This window comes from Mesorhizobium sp. B2-6-2, assembly GCF_006440615.1.
Taxonomy (GTDB): domain Bacteria; phylum Pseudomonadota; class Alphaproteobacteria; order Rhizobiales; family Rhizobiaceae; genus Mesorhizobium.
In genome coordinates, this window is record NZ_VFUG01000001.1 from 1,011,881 (window position 1) to 1,035,683 (window position 23,803).

Sequence of the window (23,803 nt, forward strand, 5' to 3'; positions counted from 1 at the left end):
GCTACCTCATGGAGTAAGCTTGACCACTGTGAAGGCCTGTTGCGGATCGACGCGAGCCGCGACCCGCCGGACCAGCCCTCGCTCCTCTGAAGACTCCTCCTGCGACCCAGGAACCGATTCAAGACCGCGGGCCAGCCAGTCGCAGGTGAGCGAGAAAAATGGCACGCCGCGGCTGAACCCTTGTTCGAGCAATTCGGAGATACGATCGAAGTCGGGCGACCTCTCGGTCATCAGGCGACGCGCCAGGATAATAGGCCCGTCGGGGATTTGCGGAAACCGGTTGGTGATGTTCTCGAGCCATTGCCGTGGCACAAGCTCCGATGCTCCGGCTCCCACTGCGATTAGAGCACCCGCCACGGCCGCAAGCGGGTTGGTCATCTTGCTGCGGACGGCCTCGCGGACCTCTCCTTGCATGACCTTGAGAACCTCGGAGCCACGCTCGAAGTCGCGCGAAGCGAGGAACGCCAGCAGGCCGGACCATCGGTATGACTCGACGATGCCCGACGTCGCGGCTCGCCCTTCTGCTGGAGCGGCGGCGACGATTAGGTGAGCGGACCATTCGTTTGGGTCGCTCGGCCGGCCCAACTGCGGCAGAAAGGCCGCTTCGATGCGGGTACCGAATCCAAGGACGGCCCAGAGCGGCCCGCTGCGCTGCGTGTAGGCGTCCTCGAAGACCAGAGGATTGTGCTCGGGCACATCAAAGCGAAGAAAGTCCCGATCGCCCGCTGCCTCCCGCAAGGCGGGTGTTCGCGGGCCTGCCGCACCTAGGCGGGCTGCGTCGCGCGGCTTGGCCATTACCCCGACGAGTTCGGAGAACGAGGGGGCCGGCATTGAACGGGCGACACTGGTGACCGTCGGTCCCCTAGGGTTGAGAGGCTGCTGTGGAAATCGAGGTGCGCTGACCGCGTCTGGCCCCTGGGATATTGAGGTGCTGGCAAGAAGCGCGCCGGCTAAGGTCGCATACCCCAGCCATTCATGCAGGGAAGGGCCGCTGACAATCAGGCTATGGACACTCGCGCCTTGCTCGGCTTGGAGTTCCCTGCTGACGCTCGTCCCGTCGGGAAGCGTAATGACGGCGCTGTAGGCACCCGGCTCGACGTCAAGGCGCAGCTTTTCGCGAGTGCCGCCGACTACTGGTTTCAGTGGACCGGGGTTGTTGCCGTCGCGCCGCGACAATGCGACGACGAAGCCGGCCCCTACCTCCGCTGCGGCAGTAAACTCAAAAACCAATTCGGCGCCGGGGCCGCGACGCGGGACTGGCGAGGCGGTTTCGACGGTCGGTACCGCTCCGATTTCGACGAATGCCACGGGAGCGCGAGGGGTAAGTATCTCTGACCCAAGAGCCTTGCCGTCCCGATCAATTGAAATCGTCACTGTCTTCAGTTCTTCGAGGTCAAACTCCGCGAAGAAGGGCGCGGCCTCGCCCGCAGTTTTCGTAGACACGACCTCCCGATGGTCTGAGATGACGGTGCGACAGCGTGGCCATCGGGCTCGATCGGAAAGACTGACATAGGTTTTCACCCGATCAAGGCCGCCAGGATAGGTGATCGCAAAGCTTCCAGCGGCTCGGCCCGCCGGCGTCTGCAACGACCCGTCTGGTCGAGCAAAGAGCCTTAGAAACTGAGTGAGCCGGTCAACGAGAATGCCGGGTCGAACCGGCCAGCGTGCCCCCGACACGTCGGCCGCGGCACCGTTGAGCGCTCGGAGCAAACTGTCGGTGAAGACAGTTGTCTTATCGCGCCGACCGTCGGCCTCCTCATAGAGGCTAGTTGAGCAGAGCGCCCATTGGTGGCGCGTTCCACCGTGGTCGTCCCGCGCTCGTGAAAGCGAGATCAGCTTGGTGCCGAACTCCTCTTCGGCAGGCAGCCCCAACGAGGTCTTCAAACGGCAGCAATCGAACAATAACAGCTGCGACGTCGGCACAGCGTTCTCGAGCGCTGTAATGAACTGCTCGATCTCGGTCATTCCGGCGGTCTGCTCAAGCGGGTCTGTGTCGTAGTCTTCAAGTAAGAAGGCTGTCCTCCGACCGAAGCTCTCGCCGTGGCTTGAAAGGAACAGCACCATCACGTTGTCCTTGTGCGTATTGGCCCGCTTGACCCAGTCCTTCACTGCAGCCTTCACCTCGGCAAACGTCGCTCGTGGCACGGTTACGCTTGCATATTGGGCGCCAGCCTGCCCAGGGGGCGTTTCAGAGAGGGCCAGTGCAAGGCTCCCGAGCGGCCGCTCCGGGTTGGTGAATCCGGCCTTCTGATCGAGAAACCAGTCGGCGATAGCGCGTGCCGAGATCGGCGGTGAAGTAACCGGCTTCAGCTTCTTGCTCTGAAACGCGCCGACGCCAATGATCATCACATGGGTCGCGGGCCGTCGGTCGAAAGCGGTATCCACAAAGACGAGACCCTTGTCGCGTTCAGCGTTGTCGTCGCTACTCATCAGTCCCCCAGTTCCATTTTGGTCCGGACGCGCCGGCACGAACTATCAGTCTCAGGCGGCTGGCGTTTGCCCCTTCACCAACACAACCTGATCAAGGTCTATCCCCGATCGTGACAACGACTCGAGCAAGGAGGCGTCGTCCAGCAGCAAGGCGTCCTTGAGGCCAAGTCTGGCCTGCTGCAAAGCCATCCCCGCCGGCTGTCCCTCAGCGATCGCTGCATAAAAACGCACTGCGAATACCCTGGCGCCAATATCCCCGACTTCACCACGCATTCCGATAATAACAGGGACCGTTTCGAGCAGCGCTTCGGCGCCGACGAGACTGTCGCACGCATTGAGGACAACGAGAATCGGTGGCGTTGTCGTTGCCGCCAGCAGATCGGCAATCCACTGCAGCGGTATCGGTCGTGCTTGAGTACTGTGGACAAGCCCGTCGTCAAATAGCAAGGCGCCCTCGGCGGCATGACCCGAAAAATGGATAACATGCGGACGTCGTTCGTTTGTCCCATCGATCAGATCGGCGAACGTCGCTGCCGGAAGATGCTCGAGATCGATGAGATCGCGATGCAGCGCACTCTTGAGTGCCTTGAGAACGTCCCGCACCTCACGGTCGGTCTGGAGCCAGCGGCCCTCCTCGACGACTGACCCGTCGTCGCGCTGGTAGATGCGTTCGGTCGCTTCGGGATTGGCTGTGACGTAGAGGACTCGGAGCCGTTCGGGTTTGGGCTCGGGGATACGCGCGAGATGCGGGGCCGACTGCAGGAGCCCGTGAACCTGACGCGCGTGAGTGAGTTCCTCACGTCGGCGCTTCTTGTCGGCGCGCTCGCGTTCCTTGCGCAGGTCTTCTTCCGCGCTAGCGATCGCTGCCTGCTTCCTCGCTTGGTCCTTGGCGTTGCGACCGATTTTCTCGGCGACCGCGGCAGCCTTCTTACCGGTTTCGGTGGCCTTGTGGTCGAGTGACACAGCCGAGCGGAGATAGGAATTGATCGACGACGCATTGCGGGACCGCGCCGCCGACTGACGCTTCGAACCGGCATCTTTCCGCGCCAAAGCAACTGTTGCCTCGTGCCCGGCGAGTTCCTTCCGAAGCCGCCCTTCCGATTGCTTAAGCCGAGCGAGTTCGCTGCGCAGGCTATCGATGCGCGACATTGTCTACTCCGAAATCAGAATGGGTGCGGTCGAGCCAAGAGCAAGGGCTGGCCGGGGGCAATCAAACCGTGGCGCCTGAAACATCGGACCTAGGCCTCCTCGCTTCCCTGGCTCGCGTTTCTGAGGACAAAGTTCAAGTAATTCCGCTCAGAAGGCGGCAGAGTTGGCTGGTTCATGCAATTCTCCATCACTGCTCTTGAACTGGAAGCTAAACCGTATGAACTTGCCTACCAATTGTCGACCCACGAGGCGACGTATGGTCGATCAAGGCGACGGGGTATTCTGCTGAAAGTTCGTGGCGACCGAACAGCGTTCGAGCGGGCCGCGGCATTGGCGCTAGGAAGCGCAGCTCCGCCGAGAAGATCCCAGCGATCCCATCGGCAGGTGGTGGCGGCAGCGGATCGCAAGAGACGTCGGCTCGAATCGGTTCAGGCGAACACAGCTCGCTTTAAGGTTAAGCTCGCGCCTCACGACGGGTACATTGCTCGGCATGCGCTGCATTGGGGATTAGCGTGGCTAAGACGGAAATCGACGCGAACGGAAGTGGGCTAAAAAGCCTTATTGGCTCGCTCAAGGCCAGGGCGAAGCGTACCGCTGGACACTACCGTAAGGAAGACACGGGTATCACGCCCGAAGAATGGCCCAGGGACGCGGAGGTCGAGCTGATTGAAAGCCTTGTGCGGGAGAAGGCCAGACGGGTGACCGGAGGGGATTCCAGCCAGCAGTGGAAGGGGTGCCGTGAGTTCGCGCAGGCGATCAGAGATTCGCGCAACCCAACTGTCTCGCGTGAACATTTCGGGACGGAGGAAGCGCAGCGTCGCTACGAACGCGCAGAAGCCGATTTCTTCGATGGTATCGCGCTCTGGGCCGACAGTACAATGGACTATGTGACCTATCTGAGCGCACTAGCTGTCGAGACGGCTACGAAGCTCCGGATACTCTTTCTAGCGGCCAATCCCTCGGACAGAACTCGGTTGCGGCTCGACAGGGAATTGCGGGACATTCGAGAAGAGCTGGCAACGGCAGGATACCGCGAGCGGTTTGACCTCCAAGCACGCGGAGCAGTCCGTGCCAAGGACATGGTGCGGGCACTGCTTGAGCTCGAACCGGCCTATGTGCACTTCTCCGGCCACGGTACTGCTGATGGTGCAATCTGTGTGGAAGCATCCGATGGCACGAGCCACGAAATCGACCCCGACGCGTTGGCCGCGCTGTTCGCGGCGGCGGGCGAGAAAGTCCGGTGTGTCCTGCTCAACGCTTGCTTTTCTGAAAACCAGGCTCTTGCGATTGCCCGGCATGTCCCCTTCGTCATCGGCATGCGCACGACAATCAGTGACGAGGCGGCGATCGCGTTCGCCACCGGTTTCTACCGAGCACTTGGTGCCGGAAAGGGCGTCCCGGTCGCATTCGAATTGGGGATTGTCGAATTGAAACTGTTTGGCATCGCGGAGCACGAAACGCCTGTTATCGTGCAGTGTCCTTAGCCGGGTGTTCGCTTCTACAAGCCGCTTGAGCTCCCACTTGCGCAACACGATTTGAATGACCTCCGACCGCCCACTTTCATCTCTGCAGCAATGCTGATGAGCGCATCCTCAGTTGCGAGGCGCTTTCTAGCTCTTCAGCAAAGGATTTGCGCGTCACTGTCGGGTTTGGAGCCGTTCTCTGCGCAGTTTTGCTCTCTCCAACTCAGCGGCGATGAAGGGTGTAGCGTGTCTATCGCGCGCCTAGTGTTCTCACGCATCTCGAGGACGGTCGCGGCGCAGCGACAGTCAATGGCGGCTTTCAGTCAACCGCAGCGGCGGGCTTTTGGCCCAACCGAACTGTTGCCAGCGCAAAGCAATACGCGAAAGTCGCATCCTGTCAGGATTGCGGAAACCAAGAGGAAGCGCAAGCTTCGGGATATCGAACCTCGTTCATCCGTCCAACGTTGCTAAAGTGGCTTACGTCGGCCTTCGGCGCATCGGGAGGCGTCGGATGCTCACCCCTGAGGTATGGCGGGCAACGAACCTGACCGGTCAGTTCTTCCATTGAACGTTATTGATGCATCCGCGGCGGGTTTCAGACACTGGACCTGTCGCCATTTTCCTACGAGCGATTTCGTGCAACGAACCGTTCCTCGATGAGGCTGTGATCTAGACCATTCAGGCCGCCGGATACTCTTGCGATGACGCCAACTACGACGTTGAAATGATCGGTCGCATGTCACCCCGGCGGCTCAGGAAGGAGACGGCACGCTAGCCTGTGTGCCCACGTGACCTTATGTGGTGATCGACGCCAGCCAAGGAACAGCTCCATGGATGTGCGACCCGATGATTGTCGCAGCCGCGCTCAACGCCGGCGATGCAGGAACCTTGGCTGCGGCTCGGTCAGCCCTCGAATTGACTTGTCTTGGTCAAAAGCAACCCATCGCACCAAACGTGGTCTACGCAGCCCCACTCACAGGCGGCAGCAGCATCCGGAAAAAAACCACGTCCATTGAGATTTGCACTCGTGTTGCAGAGCAGCGAAATGCCCGTGAGTTTCTCGTACTCTATGAGAAGTTCTGCAAATTGGGTGTTCGGAAGCTCTTGAAACCGTCTGAAGTCGCGCAGTTCCGTCGAGATGGACGACCGCCGGGATTATTTCTTTCCACTCTGAACGGGTTCGGTGGTCGAACAGCATGTAAGGATCCGGCGTGCCGGGGTCAAACATGTCAGGTGCACGATCCTCCAAGCATATTGGCGCTACCGGCCGGAAGTGCTCTCGCACTTTGATCTTGTTGAGATGGTCCTTCATTTCCGGCGAAGTCGCAGCCGCCAGAATGCTTCTGCCTCCCAAGGCACGCGGACCAAGCTCTGCGCGGCCTGCAAGGAACACCACAGGCTTGTTGTCGGCGAGCAAACGGGCAAGATCTTTCAGACTGAAAGCAGCAGATTGCCAACCGGGGGGAATCTTGCCACGGCCCACATTCGGCCCGCTGTAGACTGACCAGTCTGACATCGAGAATTACGGCTTGGGGGGTACTGCCGCGCGATGTCGGCAATGCCCCCCCCCGTGTCCGCCGTTAGCACACGAAACCCGTAACCCGTCAGATATTCCGCGAGCATGGCGGACAGCCGCCTGTCTTCATCGACGATGAGGACCTGGTCCGCCATGCTCGTTTGTCCGCTCCGTTCGAACCTGTGCTCGTACAGAGCTTATCCGCGATCTTCGAGATCCCCGAAATCGTCGAGCAACTGCTCAAGCTGCTCGGCCGTCAACACCTCGGTGGCATCCAGCAGATCGGTCGTCAGCGCGCGCAAAGCCTCGCCGGCCCACTCGACAATCTCGGCGCGCACCTCCTCCACTGCGTCGGGATCGAGGGTTGACGCGCTGAGCAGCTCGGCGAGATCATTGTGCGCCTGGATTAAGCCCTGCTTGATGAGGCGAATATGGTTATGGACCTGGTCGGTGATCGCCGCCAACTCTTCTTCCTGCTCGGGCGTGATGTCAAGATCAACGAGCTTGGACCCTAAGTCATGCGCGCAGTAGCCCGTCCCATGGCGGAGGCCGGTCTGCATGTGCATGTCGGGTCCGCCGTGGCCGCCGCCGACGTCGAAGCGCTGCACGCCTCCGTAACCCTGGCTGAGCGCGCCAGAGACGCCGACGCTGGCAAGCGTGACGACCGCAATGCCGCCGATTGCGATGCGCTTGCCCCAGTTCTTCGACTTCGGAGTGCGGGAGAAATGTTGACGAAGTTTCTGCCACGCAGAGGGTTCAGTTTGGGGCATGAACATATTCCTTTGAATGTTGGTCGAGTGGAATGCCTGGATCAGTAGAACCGGCATTTGCAGCAGATAGGTTTGTGCCAGTTAGAAGGCAAGAGAATATAAGTATATTTCTAAATATATCCGACTATTTTTGCGCGAAACGATGCAATCGGGCATGTCGCCTACAGTTGAAGAGGCATAAGAGCCTATTGATAAGATAGTCTGACTTATTGTTCAACTTCTGGATTGATGTGATAGCGTCAGGAGCCGCGGCGACTCCACGTACCCCTTATGACTGCTGGGCCTGAGGGTGGCCCGTCATCCGATAAGCAACGGCCGAGGGTTAAGCCAGCTGGCCGGCGCAGTGCCTCATGCACAAGAGGCGGGCCATATGTGGATATTCACAAGGAGCGGATTTCGATCGCGGTGGCAGCGAGCTGACGCGGCGGATCGCTGGAATATTTCGGCGAGATTCCCAATGACACTGATGCCATCAAAAAGCTCTGCAACCGTCTGGGCATTCCGGCAAGCCGCTAGCGTTTGGCTAGGAGACCGGCGCGTGCGGTTATGGCCGTTATCGCCAACTCACAAGCCTGAGTCATCGCTGCGACGTGGTGGCGTCATCGCTGATTCCGAGGCGGCCGGCGATCGGGTGAAGATAAACCGTCGGGATGCCACCATGCTCGCCCGCCGCAATCGGGCCGGAGAGTTGACCCCCGTCTGGGTGCCCATAACGATCACGAAGCCATTCGCGACCTGATCGCCTGTGTAGCCCCGTCGTGCGACAGATATTGACGCGAGCGCATGAACGTCTTCGCGATTTCTGCTGCGTCACGGGCATAAGCAAGAGCGTGGGGCGGCCTGGCGAATGGCTTGCTGCCGATTGCTTTTGACATTGGCCTTCGAACATCCCGCTCAGCAGGTCGGATTCAGGACTACGTCGATGCCGTCATGATGCGGAACGGCGCCTGCAGCAGGTCCAGTAACAGATACTCAGCCGATCCCGGAATGAACCGGCGCTCGGTGGGTGATGCCTGCAGGCAATACGCGGTATCGCGTCAGCCAATGCCGTGGTGCTGGTTGCGGAAGTCGGCGACTTCACCCGCTTCTTCAATCCACGCCGGCTCATGGCCTACTTCGGCCTGGTCCCGGCGAGCAATCGAGTGGCGAGACCGTCTGGCGCGGGCCGCATCGCAACGGCCGGCAACACCCATGCCCGGCGCGCGCTGGTCGAGGGCGCCTGAGCTTACAGGATCAGACCGCATCGGCCGGCGCAAGGTCGACCCGATCGAAGCGCTGCCACACGTCGTTCGCGATCGGGTCGTTCCAGACGCGCCGGCGCGTCCAGGCAAAAATGCGGCCCGTCAGGGCGTCAAGTCCGCCTCTTGCACCTGATATCCGCAGTCCAAGTGCCTCGATCGCCGATCGAGTGGCGGGCCAATTTCTACGCCAAAGGCCGTTGTCAGCAATCATGACGGTGGAAGGAATCTAGCGCTTGGTGCCCGCGTCTGGTGTCGACGATGATTTTGATCGCGCACTCGATCTTCTTTAGGACTAATTTGCGCATGTACATGAAGCCAGTTCCCGCTGCGGCGAAGGTCGTGGCGCATGCTGCGCGAATGCCTCGCCGGCATGGCATCGTTCGTCCCGGCCGAAGACGAGCCCACGTCGACCCCGGAGCGGATCGCCGAGGAAATCGTGCGGCGCGTGTTTGCGGAAATGTCAGCGCTGCCCAGAATTGCCTTGGCTATCGGACGTGCAATAATGACGAGTGGAGCGTAGAGGATTACCCGCAATCGCGCGCCCCATGAACACCTCGGCTGGCCACTTGGATCAGATTCTCCACAATGGAAGGGCGGAAGGTGACGGGGGCAGGCACTGCAGGCAGCGAACGACGTGATGCTAAGTACGCGGACATTTGTTCACTAATATACCATGGGAAGTGAATAGAGGCGGCGCTCTGGCAAAGTGAGGCTGCGACACGCACTGACTTCATAGGAGACGCAGCGGCTTTGCTTTCGCACTGGAGCGCTGCGGTGAGCGAGCCTGTCGAGAATGGCGGCGGCCCCTGATATTTAGCTCGGCGATGATGCCATCTGGCAACAGGCGGTGATCAGGGTGGTTTGCGTCGATAGCGTTTCTCGACGATTTCGAACAGATGGAAGTGCTGCTCCTCAATGAGGGAGTGCGTTCCGAAGTCGTCGAGGATGAGGAGCCGCACGCGCGTGAGCTTGTAGATGAGGCGGCGGCAGCGGCCATCAATGCGGGCGAACGCAAATCCCTCGGAGAGCCGTAAAACGCGCAGGTAGAGCACGGAATGATCGAGCCGTGCCGCCTGACGGTCGAAGGCGCAGGCCAGCCATGACTTTCGATCCCGGTCTGGCCGGCGACGACCAGGTTCTGGTGCGCCTTAAGCGAAACTTAACGAAACAAGAACGATACCGATGGCATGGCGAAGCTCGCTGAGGCCAGCTTCAAAGCGGCCGCTTTGGCTCACCGTTTGATGTGGCGGCGAGGTTCAAATGTCCCCGTGGGGCAAAAATGTCACTTGCGCGCACGAGGATCAGCCCCATCTAACCGGCTCCCCCGGGTTGTAAGGGCAGATCGGGCGGGCGAGGGACACCAGGAGTGGGGCTGCAGCCCAAGCTTCTTTGAATAGCAGAAACCATTCTCCCAGGAGAAGGCATGTATAGGCAGCACGAAGATACACCAGGATGGGATCGGTCCAAGGCCAATCGACTCTATAAAGCATTGAAGAAACTTATCGTCGATTTTAAGGTGCCCCCCGATACGCGACTCGACCCACGTCTAATCAGCGTTACCCTGAAAACGAGCGTTACCCCGTTACGCGAGGCATTGATTCAGATCGAAACCGAAAAGTACATCGTCGGATCTCCTCGCAATGGCTACTACACAAGAAAGCTGGATACAAAGCAATTATCAGATGAGTATGGTGTTGCCAACGCAATACTTCAGGGTGTTTTCAGGGAAGGCCCAGATGAGCATTCCAAGCCGTGGTCGACGCTTCCTACGATCCCCAGCTCTAACGACTGTATTTTGTTTGGGGAGTTCCTCGAGGTATTTTATGAGAAGATCGCAGAGGGTGGAAACAATGGAAAAATGCTGGATCTCGTTCATGAGTTCAACATCCGAACGAGATATGTACGTCTTTTGGATTTGCAACGGCCGGAGCGTCTATCATGTATTATAACTGATATGAGACAGCTTGTAGAGCTTCTTGACAAGCAAGACAAAAATGGGGCGATCGCAAATATTGGTCGGCAATTCAGTGCGACAATTGAAACCGTCCCCGAGCTTGTGCTGGAGGGTAATCTTCGTGCCGGGGATACGAAAGAGAGCTGGTTGAAGACATTGCAGTCGAATTTCGACGAGAGCTGACCGGCGGTTTCCACTGAGATGTGGCTCTGGCTCACTTTTGCTGCTGTTGCTGCCGGCGCTTTTGCGGATTCCCCGGAGGATTAACTAATGCAACATCGACTTGCCCGCGCGAGCCTCGCGCCTGACGGATTGGCGCGGTGATTGATGTGAAGGTTATAGCGAACACCGCTCAAAAGCTTCGATCGCGCCAATTTTCGGGAATTTTTCCAGACGGGGGCCAGCCGGAGCGTTCAAAGTAGATATGTGCGTCGGCCCGCTGGCCCGCTCCTCGTCGTACGGACGAGCACACGCTGGTGCTGCTGCGGGGGCTTGCACCGCATACCCGACGCCGTCATCGCCGGCATTCTCAACAAACAAGGCCGCCGAACGGCGTACGGCACCGCTTCGGCGCGCCACGCCGAGGCTCGCCGGCGCACGCCCCCTCGTCTGGCGACAGACGTCACGGTCTCGCCCGAAAGGAAACTCTCCTCAGCGCTTCGGACAGGACCTTGGCCCAATCGACCGCGTGGTCCCCGGCCATGGGGTTCGCTACCTGCCCGGCATCGTGGATGCGCGCCCCAGGCCTTCATGGCTATTACCCATCCGGTTATGCCTGGGGAGCAGGGAGGATTTGCTCCACAGGTCAATAGCTAGGGCGATCGTCTCAGAAGCGACGCACATCCGGAAATGGTAGCACCTCCGCCTGTTGGCGGGGCTGTTTGAATTCTTCGAAGGCGACCGCCTCAATTATAGCGTCCAAGGCTTCACGCCCCGTCTGGCTCATCGGGTCATCACCACCAAGATAGTGGTACGCCCGATCTAAATGCACCCGGGCCGCGGAAAAATCGCTCTTCATTTAACCTCTCAGTAGCCGCCGCGTCAGCCCTCTACGAGGTCAGTGTCGCGCAACGGTGAACATACATAGGACAATTTGATTTAAACTTGACACAATCAGGAGGAGTAGCATGCTCGGACGATGACATTTTGCCAGAACTGTGCCGCAGTGAGAGCTGGCCTCGCAAGCCGCTGAGCAAGGATGTGGTCCCGAGGGACGGGAGGTGCTGCGCTCCCTCGGCACACACGGTGAGCTCGCTGGGTAGGGGTCGAGAGCTGTAATCCGTCGGTGGTCAGCACACCACTCGAAAGCGGGGCTTACGATTGGGGCACCTGATCCTAAACGGGCCGGGACTTCGGCGACCTGGTACTTCGCGGCAGCGGAAACCGGCTTGATTGGCCGTGGGGGCTGGGCGGAACAGATTTCGAGGAGCTCTGCGATAGCGTAGACAATGCGAAGGCTCGAGAACGTTTTAAAAAGCTCCCACACCGGGCCAGCGTAGCGTCTAACCCGTGTACTTCTGTGTGGTCGCCGTGCCGAGCCGCTCTGACGATCCCCAGGCAGGGCTCCGGCAAGATGCCACCGAGGACGCTGTACCATGCATCGGCGCCCGCGATCAGGGCCGCCGTGACGTTCCAGTCGCCGCTGTAGCCGATTGAGAATTCTTTCGGCAATATTTCTTTCTGGTACGCAAGTTGGCCTTCGATAGCATCGCCCCGGTCCGCTGAGTTTTTCATAGCGAGGATCTCAGGCAGCTGTCCCAGACGCGGATGAGTGCTGGCGTGAAGCGAAAATGCGTGTTTGCAGGATCGTCGTAGATCACGATCGGAAGGCCACTTTCGCGCGCCACTGTCGTAAAAATGCTCGAAAACCTCGTCCTCAGTGAGCGGACTGTAGGACAAAGCGGCGAAAATCCCGCGGCTGCGCCGAGGGCCTTCGCATCACTTGCATATTTTACCGCTTCATCGGTGCGCAAAGCGCCCACGTTCGCCTGCTTGAGATCGGTGATCAAATCGGCGCCCTGTGCAGCAAAGGTGGATTCCATCGGCCTGCTCGGCAGCACCGGCACTTACATGTATCTGTCACGCGAGGAACGCCGTCGGGCTTTTCCGAGGCGCTGGACGAAACGGGTGGACGAGTCCCGCTCGCGGTTTACGCCAAGCGATAGTGACGGCAGCGACGGCGTCTTCAAGTCCTACCCACAGGCGCATGAGGTCGTCGCCGACTGCTTCAGGCAAATGCGCGTCCTTGCAGATTAACTTGCGCGAGCGGGTCAGGCTTGCCGGATGATAAATGAGACGGTCAGCATCGCCAAGGCTGACTGCCCTGGTGATCAACGTGAGACCGTCCATCATACGGCGCGCGCCCTCGAACCCCGTTTGGAGAGCCAACATGCCTGAGCCGTTCGACATCTGTCTGCGCGCGATCTCATGGTCGGGATGAGAGCGGAGAAACGGATAGCTAACCCAAGCCACAGCCCGGTGCGTCGAGCGCCTGGGCGACCGCGAGCCCAGAGGCACTGTGACGCTCCATACGCAGCGTGAGTGTCTTCAGCCCGCGCAAGATCAGGAACGCGGACATGGGCGAGAGCGCTGCCCGGGTCGGATAGCGCAGGCCAGTTTCGCGCAACAGGTGCAATGTCTTCGCATCGCCGAGTATGACACCGCCCCGCGCATCGCCATGTCCGTTGATGTACTTGGTCAGCGAATGGATCACGATGTCAGCTCCGAGTTCCAGCGGACGCTGGAGGGCGGGCGAGGCGAAGGTGCTGTCGACCGCGACCTTCACGCCGCGAGAGTGGGCGTGTTTGGCAATGGCAGCGATGTCGAGGATACGGCTCAACGGGTTGATCGGCGTCTCGAAGAAAACGAGCCGAGTCCTTTTCGGTGATGGCCCCCTTGAGATTACTGGGATTTGACAGGTCGAGGGCAACGACCTTAGTCAAAATGCGGCAGGCCCTGTTCGACCATGGCGAGTGCATTGGCATAAACGGTGTTGTGGACGATGAGTTCGTCACCTTGCGAAAGCAGCGAAAGGATCAGCGTGCCGAAGGCCGCCATCCCCGAGGCGAGTACCAGCCCAGCATCGGCTCCTTCGAGATTGGCGAGCCGCTTTTCGAGGACCCCAGTCGTCGGGTTGTATTCGCGTGCGTAGAAGTCTTCCGCCAAGGGCTGCGGCGGCTTCGTTTGCTGCCACGCCTTCAAATCTAGGTCGATGTAAGAAACACAGGCGTCTGAACGGAATTGGAAAAGCCGGCCGGATCGTAGCCGTGATGGATGACCCGGGTGGCAAATGCGAGGTCGACCTCGTTCCGGAATGGCATTGATATTGCCTCGTTTTCAAGCGGATCTTCGGCGCTGGCCATCGGCTTTAGCCCTCTTGATTTCGGGGACAATGCCGTCACACTAACTCAGATGGAACGTTCAGTTGGCGATGAAAGAAATGGTCCAGCCTTCTCCTGCCGCTTCGACAGCTCGCCCTCAAGGTCTGGGCGCGCGCCAGATCTGCGAAGCTCTTCGCGAGCAGATCCTGGGCGGCATCTATGAAACGGGCAGCCAACTGCCGTCGTCCCGGGGCCTCGCAAATGAACTCGGTGTGTCGCGAACCACGGTGACGGTGGCATATGACCAGCTGGTCGCCGAGGGTTTCATTGAGGTCATCCAAGGCGCAAGACCTCGCGTTGCAGCTTCGCTAGTCGGGAGTAAAGCGACCAGCGCGGTGCCGAAACGGACTGGCCCGATTCACCTTTCCAGTTACGGCGAGCGACTGCGCGCCAGTCCGCCACGGTCCGACTACCTCCCCAACCGTCTCAAGGTCGATTTCCGCTACGGCGACCTCGCACCATCTGATTTCCCTGCACTGACGTGGAAGCGCGCGATGAACGCGGCGATGTCACAAAGTACCGGAAGGCTGGCCTATCACGATCCACGCGGCTCGCATCGCTTGCGCCAGGCGTTGCAGGGATATTTGTGGCGCGCCCGAACGCTTAGCTGCCGGGTCGAGCAGATCCTCGTCGTGAGTGGATCACAACAGTGCCTGGACCTTTGCGCGCGTCTGCTGCTGGATCCTGCTGACAGCTTCGTGATCGAGGATCCCTGCTATAGAATGGCGCGCCTGGTCTTTGCCAGCACAGGAGCCACTCCAGTGGCCGTCGCCGTCGATAGCGAGGGCATGAAGACGGAGCTGCTGCAGGAAATTCCGGCGCGGCTGGCCTATGTCACCCCGTCGCACCAGTTCCCGCTCGGCGGCGTCTTGTCGATTTCGCGGCGCTATCAGCTTCTCGAATGGGCTCGGCGCAACGACGCCTATATCATCGAGGACGATTACGATGGCGAGTACCGGTACGACATTCGTCCGGTGCCCCCGTTGCACAAGCTGGAAGACCGCAGTTCCGTGATCTATGTTGGGACGATCTCCAAGACACTGTCGCCGATGCTGCGCATCGGCTACCTGGTGGTTCCGGCCGAGTTGCAAGATGTCTTTGCGACGGCCAAGCAGCTTCTCGACAGGCATTCTCCGGTTGCCGAACAGGAGGCCCTGGCCTCACTTATCGAGAGCGGTGGTTATGAAAGCCATGTGCGACGCGTCCGCCGTCTCAACGGCGAGCGTCGAGAGGCGCTGCTTGCCGTCCTTCAACGCGCGTTCGCAGACAGTATTGTCATCGAGGGTGCTGATGCAGGGCTGCATGTCGTCGTCTGGTTCAAGGATCTTTCTCGCTCGCTGGAGGACATCCTGGTTGAAGAGGCGCGGCGGGTCGGGGTGGGCATCCATCCGATTTCATCACTATACATTCGAGATGAAGGCCGTGCTGACCGGATTGGACTGGTGATGGGCTATTCCGCCCTGACCATTCGGCAGATCGAGAATGGCGTTCGGCTCCTTACTGGCGCTGTTCAACGGGTAAAAAGCCTTGCGAGCACTCGGCAACATCCTCAATAACCGGCCTGACGGTGCACAGGCCTGGCTCGTGACCCCAGAGTCACGCCGGCAGCGATCGCAGACTGGATCAGCAAGACTTGCCATGACTGGCCCTGTCGCCCAGTCAGGGTCCAGGGCAGTACTCTGACCCTGCGACCTGGCGAAGAGAGTTCTCGACGAGACTCCTACATCCAGTGGAAGCAAGGCGCCGTGCGGCCGGCTTAAAGGAGAAAGCGTTGATGGATTTTCCGCTGATCGACGAGGAAATGGCAGAGATCGCACCTGACTTTCGCGCTATCAGCATTCTTGTTGATGCACAGGACAGTGCGCGAGGCGTCATGGCTCGAGACGTGTTGGGAGAGGCTTGCGATTTCGTCCGAGCGGGAGGACCCGCCTGGGGAGAAGCGCACTTAGCCAATTGGGCGGAGGCATACGTCCGATTCGGAGCAAAACCAAACCGGACGCCGTGCTCGGCGCACGCATTGAAAAAACGGGTGGAGAGGGACGGCCGCATCCCATCGATAAATCCTGTCGTTGACCTCTACAATGCAGTGAGCCTGCGTTTCGCAATACCCGTCGGCGGCGAAAATTTCGATGCATACGTCGGTAAACCACGGCTGACAATTGCGGAAGGAACGGAGTGCTTCCACACTGTTTTGAATGGCGAAGCGGTCGTCGAACAGCCTTCCAAGGGGGAGGTCATCTGGCGCGACGATCTGGCAGTTACATGTCGCCGCTGGAACTGGCGGCAGGGCACGCGCACCCGGTTGGAGACGGTGGGCGGCCGCATGTGGTTTATTTTGGAAAGCTTAGCAGCGATGCCGGAGGGAGCGCTCGAGGACGCAGCTAAGATGCTCGTGAGCGGTCTGAGAGAGCTTGCACCAGGGTGTAAGGTTTACGAACAGGAAATCACCACCGCAAAAGCCTCGGTCGCCAGTTCCGCCAGGCGGGTCGGTTGAGGAACGTGCCATCCCTGTCATCGCGGCTGAGCTGGCCTGCATGCGCGGCCTGATAGGCAGGCCGGCAGCACGGAAGCCTATCAGAGATGTCGATCGAGAGGCGTATGCTCACCCGTCGGGGGAGCTCTCCGCCTCCTTCGAAGGCTAACTTCCCGAGCAGATCGGTACGCAGCCATATCTGCGGGTCGCGAGCTTGCCGCCGACACCGCCAGCGGCTCGGCGGCACATGCTGTGTCCTAATTAATTTTGCCAACCCGGGAGGACGGCGCCAGCTCGGCGTCACACAGGTCCTGCTGGGCTACGCAAGCTGGACACACGGCCCTCTACGACTGTTGGGCCACTAAGATAGTTGGCCCGATGATCTGGGCTCGCCAGGTCACTTCACCAACTGGACGACTTCATTTGTAATTAACTGGCTGTTTCCTGAGGGTCAGATTGCCGGTATCCCGACCTGCAGCGCACACACGGAGTTCCCCCGATGTACACCCCTCCCGCCTTCCGCGATGATGATATGGATTTCCTGCGGGCGAGCGTCCGCGCATCTCCTCTGGCGAACTTCGTCACCGCGACGGCCGAGGGACTCTTCGCCTCGCCGCTGCCCCTCTTGCTTGATGAAAGCGAGGGCGAGCACGGCGTGATCTACGGCCATCTCGCCAAGGCCAATCCACAGTGCCGTGTTCCCCCGCTGGGCGACGGTCTGGCCATCTTCATGGGGCCGGAAGCTTACGTGACCCCGGCGTGGTATGCGACCAAACAGGAAACCGGGAAGGTTGTGCCTACCTGGAATTACGTCACCGTCCACGCCTATGGCCCGGTCGAGTTCTTCGAGGACACCGGGAGGCTGCTGGAGGCCGTGAATCGCCTGACCGACCACCAAGAGGGTGAGCGCGTCTCGCCCTGGGCGGTGTCGGATGCGCCGTCGGATTTCGTGCAGGCCCAACTCCGCGGAATTGTGGGTCTGCGCATGTCGATCACGAGGATCGAGGGCAAGCGCAAGATGAGCCAGAATCGGAACGCGGCCGACCGTGCCGGAGTGGCTGCGGGCCTCGCAGCGAGCGAGCGGGCATCTGACCGTGAGGTCGCCTCCTTCATCCCTTAGCAACATAAACTTCGTTGGTATCGACCACCATGACAAATTTGACGCAACTCGCCCCACGCCTTGCCGCGGCTTTTGTGCTGGCGATAACGCCTGGTGCTCGGCGACTCTATGTTGTCGCCCGCAGTCTCGCCGGCGGTCGCCCCGATTGCGTTCAATACGCTCGCCGACGCGTTGGCCTTGTGCCCAGAGCCATTAAAGGCCGCACAGCAGCGCGTCCTGGATTGAATCAGAGCCTGAGGGAGAGGTCGGGGAGGCCCTATGATTGCACTGGCCGTCCACCTCGCTACGGCGGAGCAGCCGGCCACATCAGTTTGGCTCCGGAGCGGTTCAGCATCCTTGCGGCCTGGTACTCACTCTGCAGAAGCGGCTGGGTAGGCTGGATCCATCTTCGGTCATTTCGCTTAGCAGATGAATGTCTCAAGAGGCGCGGTGGTACCCGTTGCGTGAAAGTCGGCTCACAATGATAGACAATCCTATGAATAGAGAGCGGGTGACTTCGACCGGCTCGCCTCCCTATGCCGAACATTTCGGCCTTGAAAATCGAGAAACGGCCAGTGAGCCGCGAATGGCGGCCGCCTTGATGAAAGAACGCCACTCCGTGCGCCTGGCGCCGCTTCGGTTTGCGCTCGACCATATGGCGACACCTGGGCTTGACGTCATGACGTTCCTCGCACTCGCCCGCGATCTCGGTCTGACCGACGTGCAAGTCCGGACTAATCCTTGCAGCAAGGCTGTTGTGCGCGGCAAGCCGTCGGCGGATATCCGGGCTGCCGCTGCCGAAGCGGGAGTCACGATTATCTCAGTCAACGCCTTGCAGCGATTCGACGAGTGGACTCCCGCCCGCAAAGCCGAGGCCAGCAAGCTCGCCGATTATGCGGCCGCCTGCGGCGCCCAGGCGCTCATGCTGGTGCCGGTGAACGACGGTTCGCGGTCCGCCAATGCCGAGCGCCAAGGCAATCTCCGCGTCGCCTTAAAGGCGCTAAAGCCAATACTTCAGTCGCGGGGTCTCGTTGGGTATATCGAGCCGCTTGGGTTCCAGACCTCCTCACTTCGGTCGAAAAAAGAAGCGGCTAGCGCCATTGCCTCGGTTGATGGCCAGTCCGCCTTCCGGCTTGTCCACGATACATTCCACCACACGCTTGCCAGCGAGACGTCCTTCTTCTGCGACTTGACCGGTCTCGTGCACATTTCGAGCATAAACGATCCAACCTTCTGGATTCGCCCGGATCGCATCCTGGGCGGCTCGGACAATTGCAGCCAAATCCGGACGCTACTCGATGGCGGCTATTCGGGCCCCTTCTCCTTTGAGCTTGTGGAGGAGGTCCATGCGTTAAATGACTTTGCAGGCGCATTTGCCGCCAGCATCGATCTCATCCGACGCGGGCTTCTCAGGCGAGTTCCGGTTTGAGGCGCGGAGGCAATTGAGCGGAGAAGTCATTGGAGATCGCTCCTGTGCCCTGATCATGCAGGTGCTTTGCGGGTCGCCATTGTTTCAAGACTGGCCATGGACCGCCTTGGGCGGCCCTGCCAAGTAGATGGGTCGGCAAGGCGAAACCTTGGATCTGGTGCTGAGGGGGCGGGCTATCGAAACTTTTGTGTTAGACCATGTCTGATTGAGGGGCGAACATTAGCGTAGCCCGATCTAAGTCAAGCGAGCTTGCGCCCAGCCGATTTGGGGTTTCTTCAGCACTGCCTCGCAACGTCCGGGGTTCAGCTCAAAGACATCGATCGTGTGTCGTTCCACGCTGCCGAAGCGAATGTAACCCCCGCTCGATAAAGGCCTCGAGCCCGACGCTTCAATCCCTTTCACGCCAACCCCCCCCTACGCCGCTCGCTCACTGCCGCGCTGTTGAGCGCGCGCTCGCGAGCGGCTTCTCCCGTCGAGTTACACCGTCCCGGCACGTGACCCGCAGAACTGACAGACAGATTGGATCGGCTCTTGAGCAGTTCCTTTCAGTTCGTACCCCTGCCGTCGATGCACAATCAAAGACACGATAGATAGTTTTTGCATGCTGCGGACTCCGCCACCTGGTCGATATCGAGAGATGGCATAGTGCCTACTTGCTTCTAGGTACTCGCAGGAATCGTTATGGTCCGCGGTGTACGTCACCAACAGGTCTTGCTCGGGCGGTCGGATGCATATAGCTCGACTGCAGAAGAATCGGCCGGACCTTCACCCGTCGCCTGCCGCGACTTCCAGCGCAATTCGTTTTCAACAAGGAACTACCTATGAGGCGGCAGCCCCCGGCATTCACGGTCGAGATAAGACAGAAGCGCAGTTCTCAAAAGCGAAGTGGTTCCATCTGGAGCGGTGTCGATCTTACCGCAGCAACGGCCGAGACAAGAAGAGAACTCGAGGAGATGGATCTGCCAAATCATCGACTTGTTGACTCAAGCGTCGTAGCGCTTGATGCTGAACACAGGCACAAACCGCGAGCGGAGCATCTCATGGCAAATTCCCTGGACGCTGAACCAGTAACAACTACAACCCAACCGGCAGCCAAAGTGGAGATGCCTGAAAAGAAGAAGGCCAAACGGTCGCCGAAGGCGAAGGCTGAGCCTAGGCCAGCTGCTCGGAAGAATGCCAGCGCGGCGTCTAAGGCGGAGGAAGCACCAGCAGCGACGACCGGACGTAAGACCTACTCTGAAAAGGAGCGCGCCGAGATGCTCGCCCTCATACAAAAGTCTATCAGTGGCGGCGCCACCCACAAGAGCGCCGTAAAGCAGGCCGGCATCTCGGAACAGACCTACTATCAATGGAAGAAAGCTACGCCGCCGGCGCCGGTTGGTGACGATCTGAAGGACCTCGTCGCGCTTGAGGAAGAAAACAAGCGACTGAAGAGCCTGCTCGCGGAACGCCTGCGCAAGGAGAACGCGGAACTGAAGAGGAAGCTCGGGCTTTAGTAATCCTGAATCGCGGATCGGAGCGCCAGAATTCTTGTCCGACGCCCGCTATCCGAGAGGTCGTAGTTTACGCGTCTGCGCTTCCCAAGGACCTGAACGCAAGTCGAAGAGCATTTGCGTCAGGCACTGCCCACCGTATTGCGGGGCAAACAAGCAAAAGGCCGCCCGTTGTTCCGGGCGGCCTTTGCCATTCAAATCATGCAGCGTGCCTATTCGGCGGCTTTCGGGAAGGCGATCGCTGGTTCCGGACCGGCATCCGCTTTTTGCGCATCCGACGAGATCTCACCCTTGCCGCGCCGGTACAGCCGGCTGAACAAGCCGCGCCGTGCGCCCGGCTTGATCTTGGCGCGGGTGAACACCATCAGCATCGAGGGTGTCACCACCAGCGTCAGCACCGTCGCGAAGGACAGGCCGAAGACGATCGCCGAGGACAGCGAAATCCACCATTGCGTCGACGGCGCGTTGATCGTCGTCTCGTGGTGGAAGATTTCCAGCCCAAGGCCAAAGGCGATCGGCAGCACGCCGAGAATGGCCGATACCGCCGTCAGCACCACCGGGCGCGCGCGCTCGCGGCAGGTCTGCAGCACGGCCTCCATCTTGTCCCAGCCCTCTTCGCGCAGCCGGTCATAGGTGTCGATCAGCACGATGTTGTTGTTCACCACCACGCCGGCCAGAGCGATGACGCCGATGCCCGACATGACGATGCCGAACGTCTCGCCTGTTATCAGCAGTCCGAGGAACACGCCGATCGTCGCCATGACCACGCAGGACAGCACCAGCCAGACGCTGGTGAATTTGTTGAACTGCATCAGCAGCACCAGGAAGATCAGGAAGATCGCCGCCCCGAAGGCCTTGCCAAGGAAGGCGCTGGCCTCGGCGCTGTCTTCGTTCGAGCCGGCCAGCTTCCAACGTATGCCGCTGCCGAGATCCATCCCGGAGACGGCCTTGGTGACCTCCGCCTGCACGGCCGCGACCTGGGCGCCTGCGGCAACGTTTGCCTGGACGACCACCGTGCGCGCGCCGTCGATACGGTTGAGGATACCGACCGTCGGCTCCGGCTTGCGCACGACGAAATTCGAGATCGGCACCGAGCCTTGCGAGGTCTGCACCCTGAGCTCGTCGAGCGTCGACAGCGTGCGCCGGTCTTCCGGCAGACGCAGCCTGATGTCGACGGCGTCGTCGGCGCCGGCAGGCCGGTATTCCGAAAGCTTCAGCCCGTTGGTCACCAGTTGCACCACTGTGCCGACAGCGGTTGGGCTGATGCCATATTGCGCTGCCTTGGCACGGTCGACCTCGAGCGCCCAGTCGACGCCGGGCGGCGGGAGGCCGTCGGAAATGTCGATGACGCCAGGCACCTTGCCGATGCGTGCCGCAACCGCGCGCGCTTTGTCGTCGAGCCCCTTGGGGTCGACGGCCGAAAGCCTGATCTGGATCGGCTTGCCCGTCTGCGGGCCGGCTTCCGGAACGCGAACCTCGACGTCGACGCCTGGAATGCCGGCCATGACGCCACGCAAATCGTTCAGGATATCGTTGGCCGATTTGCGCTCGCGCCAGTCGATGAATTCATACTGGATGACGCCGACGACGTCCTCGGACACATCCTGGCCGCCGCCCTGCGTCTTGCCGACACGGGTATAGACAGACTTCACGCCCGGCCAGCCGAGCAGCCGGTTTTCCGCCGTCTTGGTGGCCGCGTCCATTTCGGCAAGCGAAAGATTGCCGCGGGCGTGGACATAGAGCAGGCCGTAGTCAGGCTCGACATTCGGGAAGAATTCGACGCCGGCGCCGAATTTCGAATAGGCGTAGCCCACGCCAAACAACAGCGCCACGGTGAGGACAAGCACGGTGATGGGATAATGCACCGCCTGCTTGACCACGGCCATGTACCAGCCGTCGCGATTGTCGTCGGGGTGATGGGCGGGCGCCTTGGCGAATATGGCGCCCAGCGTCGGTGCGAAGACCAGCGCATAGAGCATCGAGGCCGAGAGCGTCACGATCAGCGTGATCGGCATATATTTCATGAAGTCGCCGATGATGCCCGGCCAGAACAACAGCGGTGAGAAGGCGGCAATGCGCGTCATCGTCGCCGCGATGACCGGGCCAGCCATGCGCTTGGCGGCAAGCGCGAACGCTTGCTCCTTCGGCATGCCCTCGCTCATGCGTCGCTCGGCGAACTCGGTGACGATGATGGCATCGTCGACCAGCATGCCGACAGCCAGGATGAGGCTGAACAGCACGATCATGTTGATCGTGTAGCCCATCATCGCCAGCAACAGGATGCCGATCAGGAAGGATGAGGGGATGGCCAATCCGATCAGCAGCGAGGCACGACCCGACAGCGCGTAGAGGATGACGATGAACACCAGGATGACGGCGATCATGACGTGGTTCTGCAGATCGCCGAGCAACTGGTTGACGAAGACCGACTTGTCCTGCGTGTAGGTGACGTTCATGCCTTGCGGCATCGTCTTGACGTAGGCGTCGGACACCTCCCTGACCTTGGCGAGCGTGTCGATCAGATTGGCGCCGATGCGCTTCTTGACTTCGATGGCGATGGCCGGCTTGCCATTGAGGCGCGTGATCGTCGTGGCATCGGCGAAGGTCGAGCGGATCGTCGCGATGTCCTTGGCCTGCACCACGGCATTGGGGCCGGCGACCACGGGCAAGGCCGCCACGTCCTCGGGCGTCTCGATCAGTGACGGCACCTTGACGGCGTATTTGCCTTCCGAGCCTTCGATATTGCCGGCGGCGACCAGACTGTTGGAGGCACCGACAGCGCCGATCAGCTGATCGAGTTGCAACCCGTAGGACGACAGTTTCATCGGATCGATGACGACTTCGACAAGATCGTCGCGCGAACCCTGCAACGAGCCCTCCAGGACGCCTGGCACTTCCTCGATGCGGTCGCGCAACTCGCGCGCCGCGGCGGCTAGCACGCGTTCGGGCAATTCGCCCGACAGGGTGACGACGAGGACGGGGAATTCGGAGATGTTGACTTCGGTAACGACCGGCTCTTCGGCCGCCTGCGGCAGGTCGGCCTTGCCGTCCTGGACCTTGGAGCGCGTGTCCTGCAAGGCCGTCGCCAGATTTGTCTGCGGCTGGAACTCGACCAGCACATAGCCGCCGCCCTGGAAGGCGGCCGAGCGCATTTCCTTGAGGCCTTTCAGGCTCTTCAGCTTGCTTTCCATCGGCCGCAGCAGAAGGCGCTCCGAATCCTCCGGCGAAATGCCCTGATAGATCAGGCTGATATACATCATCGGAATCGGAACGTCGGGCTCGGCTTCCTTCGGCGTCGACTGATAGGCGACCCAGCCGGCGAGCAGAAGGAAGACGAGGACCGAAATGGTCAGGCGGGCATTGTTGATTGCGAGTCTGACGATATCCATGGCTAACGCCTGTTCTT

At 60.3% G+C, this 23,803-nt stretch carries 18 protein-coding genes and 2 pseudogenes; 9 read left to right on the forward strand and 11 right to left on the reverse strand.

The features are described 5' to 3' along the window. Window positions 1-6 precede the first annotated feature (6 nt). Together FJ419_RS04865 and FJ419_RS04870 are read right to left on the reverse strand one after the other, a co-directional pair. A complete protein-coding gene (locus FJ419_RS04865) occupies window positions 7-2,430 on the reverse strand; it encodes a caspase family protein (RefSeq protein ID WP_064994866.1) in 2,424 nt (807 codons plus the stop codon). A 51-nt stretch (window positions 2,431-2,481) separates the two neighbouring features. Further along, window positions 2,482-3,579, reverse strand: coding sequence for a CHAT domain-containing protein (locus FJ419_RS04870; RefSeq protein ID WP_064994865.1), 1,098 nt, complete (start codon window positions 3,577-3,579; stop codon window positions 2,482-2,484). Window positions 3,580-4,091: 512 nt separating this feature from the next. Between FJ419_RS04870 and FJ419_RS04875 the strand changes: the two genes are divergently transcribed. Beyond that, on the forward strand, window positions 4,092-5,063 hold the full coding sequence (locus FJ419_RS04875) for a CHAT domain-containing protein (protein ID WP_064994875.1): 972 nt from the start codon (window positions 4,092-4,094) through the stop codon (window positions 5,061-5,063). 882 nt (window positions 5,064-5,945) lie between these two features. On the opposite strand, the pseudogene FJ419_RS04880 reads toward FJ419_RS04875, so the two are convergent. Both FJ419_RS04880 and FJ419_RS04885 read right to left on the reverse strand, forming a co-directional pair. Continuing rightward, window positions 5,946-6,552, reverse strand: a pseudogene (locus FJ419_RS04880) (carbamoyltransferase C-terminal domain-containing protein); the annotation flags it as partial. A gap of 203 nt (window positions 6,553-6,755) precedes the next feature. Further along, window positions 6,756-7,328 carry a periplasmic heavy metal sensor gene (locus FJ419_RS04885; RefSeq protein WP_064994874.1) on the reverse strand — a complete coding sequence of 191 codons (573 nt, stop codon included), beginning with the start codon at window positions 7,326-7,328 and terminating at the stop codon, window positions 6,756-6,758. Window positions 7,329-8,350: 1,022 nt separating this feature from the next. On the opposite strand from FJ419_RS04885, the gene FJ419_RS04890 reads away from it, so the two are divergent. Continuing rightward, window positions 8,351-8,551 (forward strand): IS110 family transposase, encoded by a 201-nt coding sequence (locus FJ419_RS04890; protein WP_224655973.1) that lies wholly within the window; start codon window positions 8,351-8,353, stop codon window positions 8,549-8,551. A gap of 869 nt (window positions 8,552-9,420) precedes the next feature. On the opposite strand, the gene FJ419_RS04895 is transcribed toward FJ419_RS04890, so the two are convergent. Further along, window positions 9,421-9,666: an ATP-binding protein gene (locus tag FJ419_RS04895; protein ID WP_280952669.1), complete on the reverse strand. Its 246-nt coding sequence runs from the start codon at window positions 9,664-9,666 to the stop codon at window positions 9,421-9,423. A 326-nt stretch (window positions 9,667-9,992) separates the two neighbouring features. Between FJ419_RS04895 and FJ419_RS04905 the strand changes: the two genes are divergently transcribed. Beyond that, window positions 9,993-10,706 (forward strand): GntR family transcriptional regulator, encoded by a 714-nt coding sequence (locus FJ419_RS04905; RefSeq protein WP_064994861.1) that lies wholly within the window; start codon window positions 9,993-9,995, stop codon window positions 10,704-10,706. Window positions 10,707-11,349: 643 nt separating this feature from the next. On the opposite strand, the gene FJ419_RS04910 is transcribed toward FJ419_RS04905, so the two are convergent. Beyond that, window positions 11,350-11,541 (reverse strand): hypothetical protein, encoded by a 192-nt coding sequence (locus FJ419_RS04910; RefSeq protein WP_013533545.1) that lies wholly within the window; start codon window positions 11,539-11,541, stop codon window positions 11,350-11,352. Window positions 11,542-12,253: 712 nt separating this feature from the next. Further along, a complete protein-coding gene (locus FJ419_RS04915) occupies window positions 12,254-12,565 on the reverse strand; it encodes a dihydrodipicolinate synthase family protein (protein ID WP_140688030.1) in 312 nt (103 codons plus the stop codon). Between FJ419_RS04915 and FJ419_RS31545 the strand changes: the two genes are divergently transcribed. Further along, the gene (locus tag FJ419_RS31545; RefSeq protein WP_348642809.1) at window positions 12,555-12,779 is read left to right on the forward strand and encodes a hypothetical protein; all 225 of its coding nucleotides are present in this window, start codon (window positions 12,555-12,557) and stop codon (window positions 12,777-12,779) included. The two genes, FJ419_RS04915 and FJ419_RS31545, sit on opposite strands and share 11 nt — an antisense overlap. On the opposite strand, the pseudogene FJ419_RS31550 reads toward FJ419_RS31545, so the two are convergent. The 3 genes and pseudogenes from FJ419_RS31550 to FJ419_RS31560 form a co-directional block, all read right to left on the reverse strand. After that, window positions 12,751-13,452 (reverse strand): annotated as a pseudogene (locus tag FJ419_RS31550) (PLP-dependent transferase). The gene FJ419_RS31545 and the pseudogene FJ419_RS31550 overlap by 29 nt on opposite strands. 5 nt (window positions 13,453-13,457) lie before the next feature. After that, a complete protein-coding gene (locus FJ419_RS31555) occupies window positions 13,458-13,724 on the reverse strand; it encodes a PLP-dependent transferase (protein ID WP_064994857.1) in 267 nt (88 codons plus the stop codon). Window positions 13,725-13,726: 2 nt separating this feature from the next. Beyond that, entirely contained in the window at window positions 13,727-13,885 is a 159-nt protein-coding gene (locus tag FJ419_RS31560) for a hypothetical protein (protein WP_348642808.1), read from the reverse strand. Window positions 13,886-13,953: 68 nt separating this feature from the next. Here FJ419_RS31560 and FJ419_RS04925 point away from each other — a divergent pair, with 68 nt between their 5' ends. The 5 genes from FJ419_RS04925 to FJ419_RS04950 all read left to right on the forward strand — a co-directional run bounded on the left by FJ419_RS04925 (window position 13,954) and on the right by FJ419_RS04950 (window position 20,400). Then, window positions 13,954-15,459 carry a PLP-dependent aminotransferase family protein gene (locus tag FJ419_RS04925; protein WP_064994856.1) on the forward strand — a complete coding sequence of 502 codons (1,506 nt, stop codon included), beginning with the start codon at window positions 13,954-13,956 and terminating at the stop codon, window positions 15,457-15,459. A 215-nt stretch (window positions 15,460-15,674) separates the two neighbouring features. Continuing rightward, on the forward strand, window positions 15,675-16,397 hold the full coding sequence (locus FJ419_RS04930; protein ID WP_176479568.1) for a B3/4 domain-containing protein: 723 nt from the start codon (window positions 15,675-15,677) through the stop codon (window positions 16,395-16,397). 478 nt (window positions 16,398-16,875) lie between these two features. Beyond that, on the forward strand, window positions 16,876-17,496 hold the full coding sequence (locus FJ419_RS04935) for an FMN-binding negative transcriptional regulator (protein ID WP_064994855.1): 621 nt from the start codon (window positions 16,876-16,878) through the stop codon (window positions 17,494-17,496). Window positions 17,497-18,061: 565 nt separating this feature from the next. Further along, the gene (locus FJ419_RS04940; RefSeq protein WP_064994854.1) at window positions 18,062-18,904 is read left to right on the forward strand and encodes a TIM barrel protein; all 843 of its coding nucleotides are present in this window, start codon (window positions 18,062-18,064) and stop codon (window positions 18,902-18,904) included. Between the two features lie 821 nt (window positions 18,905-19,725). Next, a complete protein-coding gene (locus FJ419_RS04950) occupies window positions 19,726-20,400 on the forward strand; it encodes a transposase (RefSeq protein ID WP_224655970.1) in 675 nt (224 codons plus the stop codon). A 209-nt stretch (window positions 20,401-20,609) separates the two neighbouring features. On the opposite strand, the gene FJ419_RS04955 is transcribed toward FJ419_RS04950, so the two are convergent. Further along, complete coding sequence (locus FJ419_RS04955; protein ID WP_095790674.1) at window positions 20,610-23,786, reverse strand: efflux RND transporter permease subunit; 3,177 nt, start codon at window positions 23,784-23,786, stop codon at window positions 20,610-20,612. Window positions 23,787-23,803: the final 17 nt, after the last annotated feature.

Excerpts from the sequence above, each read along its gene's own strand:
- FJ419_RS04865 (WP_064994866.1), bottom strand. The coding sequence starts at position 2,430 with ATGAGTAGCGACGACAACGCTGAACGCGACAAGGGTCTCGTCTTTGTG.
- FJ419_RS04870 (WP_064994865.1), bottom strand. The coding sequence starts at position 3,579 with ATGTCGCGCATCGATAGCCTGCGCAGCGAACTCGCTCGGCTTAAGCAA.
- FJ419_RS04885 (WP_064994874.1), bottom strand. The coding sequence starts at position 7,328 with ATGCCCCAAACTGAACCCTCTGCGTGGCAGAAACTTCGTCAACATTTC.
- FJ419_RS04905 (WP_064994861.1), top strand. The coding sequence starts at position 9,993 with ATGTATAGGCAGCACGAAGATACACCAGGATGGGATCGGTCCAAGGCC.
- FJ419_RS04910 (WP_013533545.1), bottom strand. The coding sequence starts at position 11,541 with ATGAAGAGCGATTTTTCCGCGGCCCGGGTGCATTTAGATCGGGCGTAC.
- FJ419_RS04915 (WP_140688030.1), bottom strand. The coding sequence starts at position 12,565 with ATGGAATCCACCTTTGCTGCACAGGGCGCCGATTTGATCACCGATCTC.
- FJ419_RS31560 (WP_348642808.1), bottom strand. The coding sequence starts at position 13,885 with ATGGCCAGCGCCGAAGATCCGCTTGAAAACGAGGCAATATCAATGCCA.
- FJ419_RS04925 (WP_064994856.1), top strand. The coding sequence starts at position 13,954 with ATGAAAGAAATGGTCCAGCCTTCTCCTGCCGCTTCGACAGCTCGCCCT.
- FJ419_RS04935 (WP_064994855.1), top strand. The coding sequence starts at position 16,876 with ATGTACACCCCTCCCGCCTTCCGCGATGATGATATGGATTTCCTGCGG.
- FJ419_RS04940 (WP_064994854.1), top strand. The coding sequence starts at position 18,062 with ATGGCGGCCGCCTTGATGAAAGAACGCCACTCCGTGCGCCTGGCGCCG.
- FJ419_RS04950 (WP_224655970.1), top strand. The coding sequence starts at position 19,726 with ATGAGGCGGCAGCCCCCGGCATTCACGGTCGAGATAAGACAGAAGCGC.
- FJ419_RS04955 (WP_095790674.1), bottom strand. The coding sequence starts at position 23,786 with ATGGATATCGTCAGACTCGCAATCAACAATGCCCGCCTGACCATTTCG.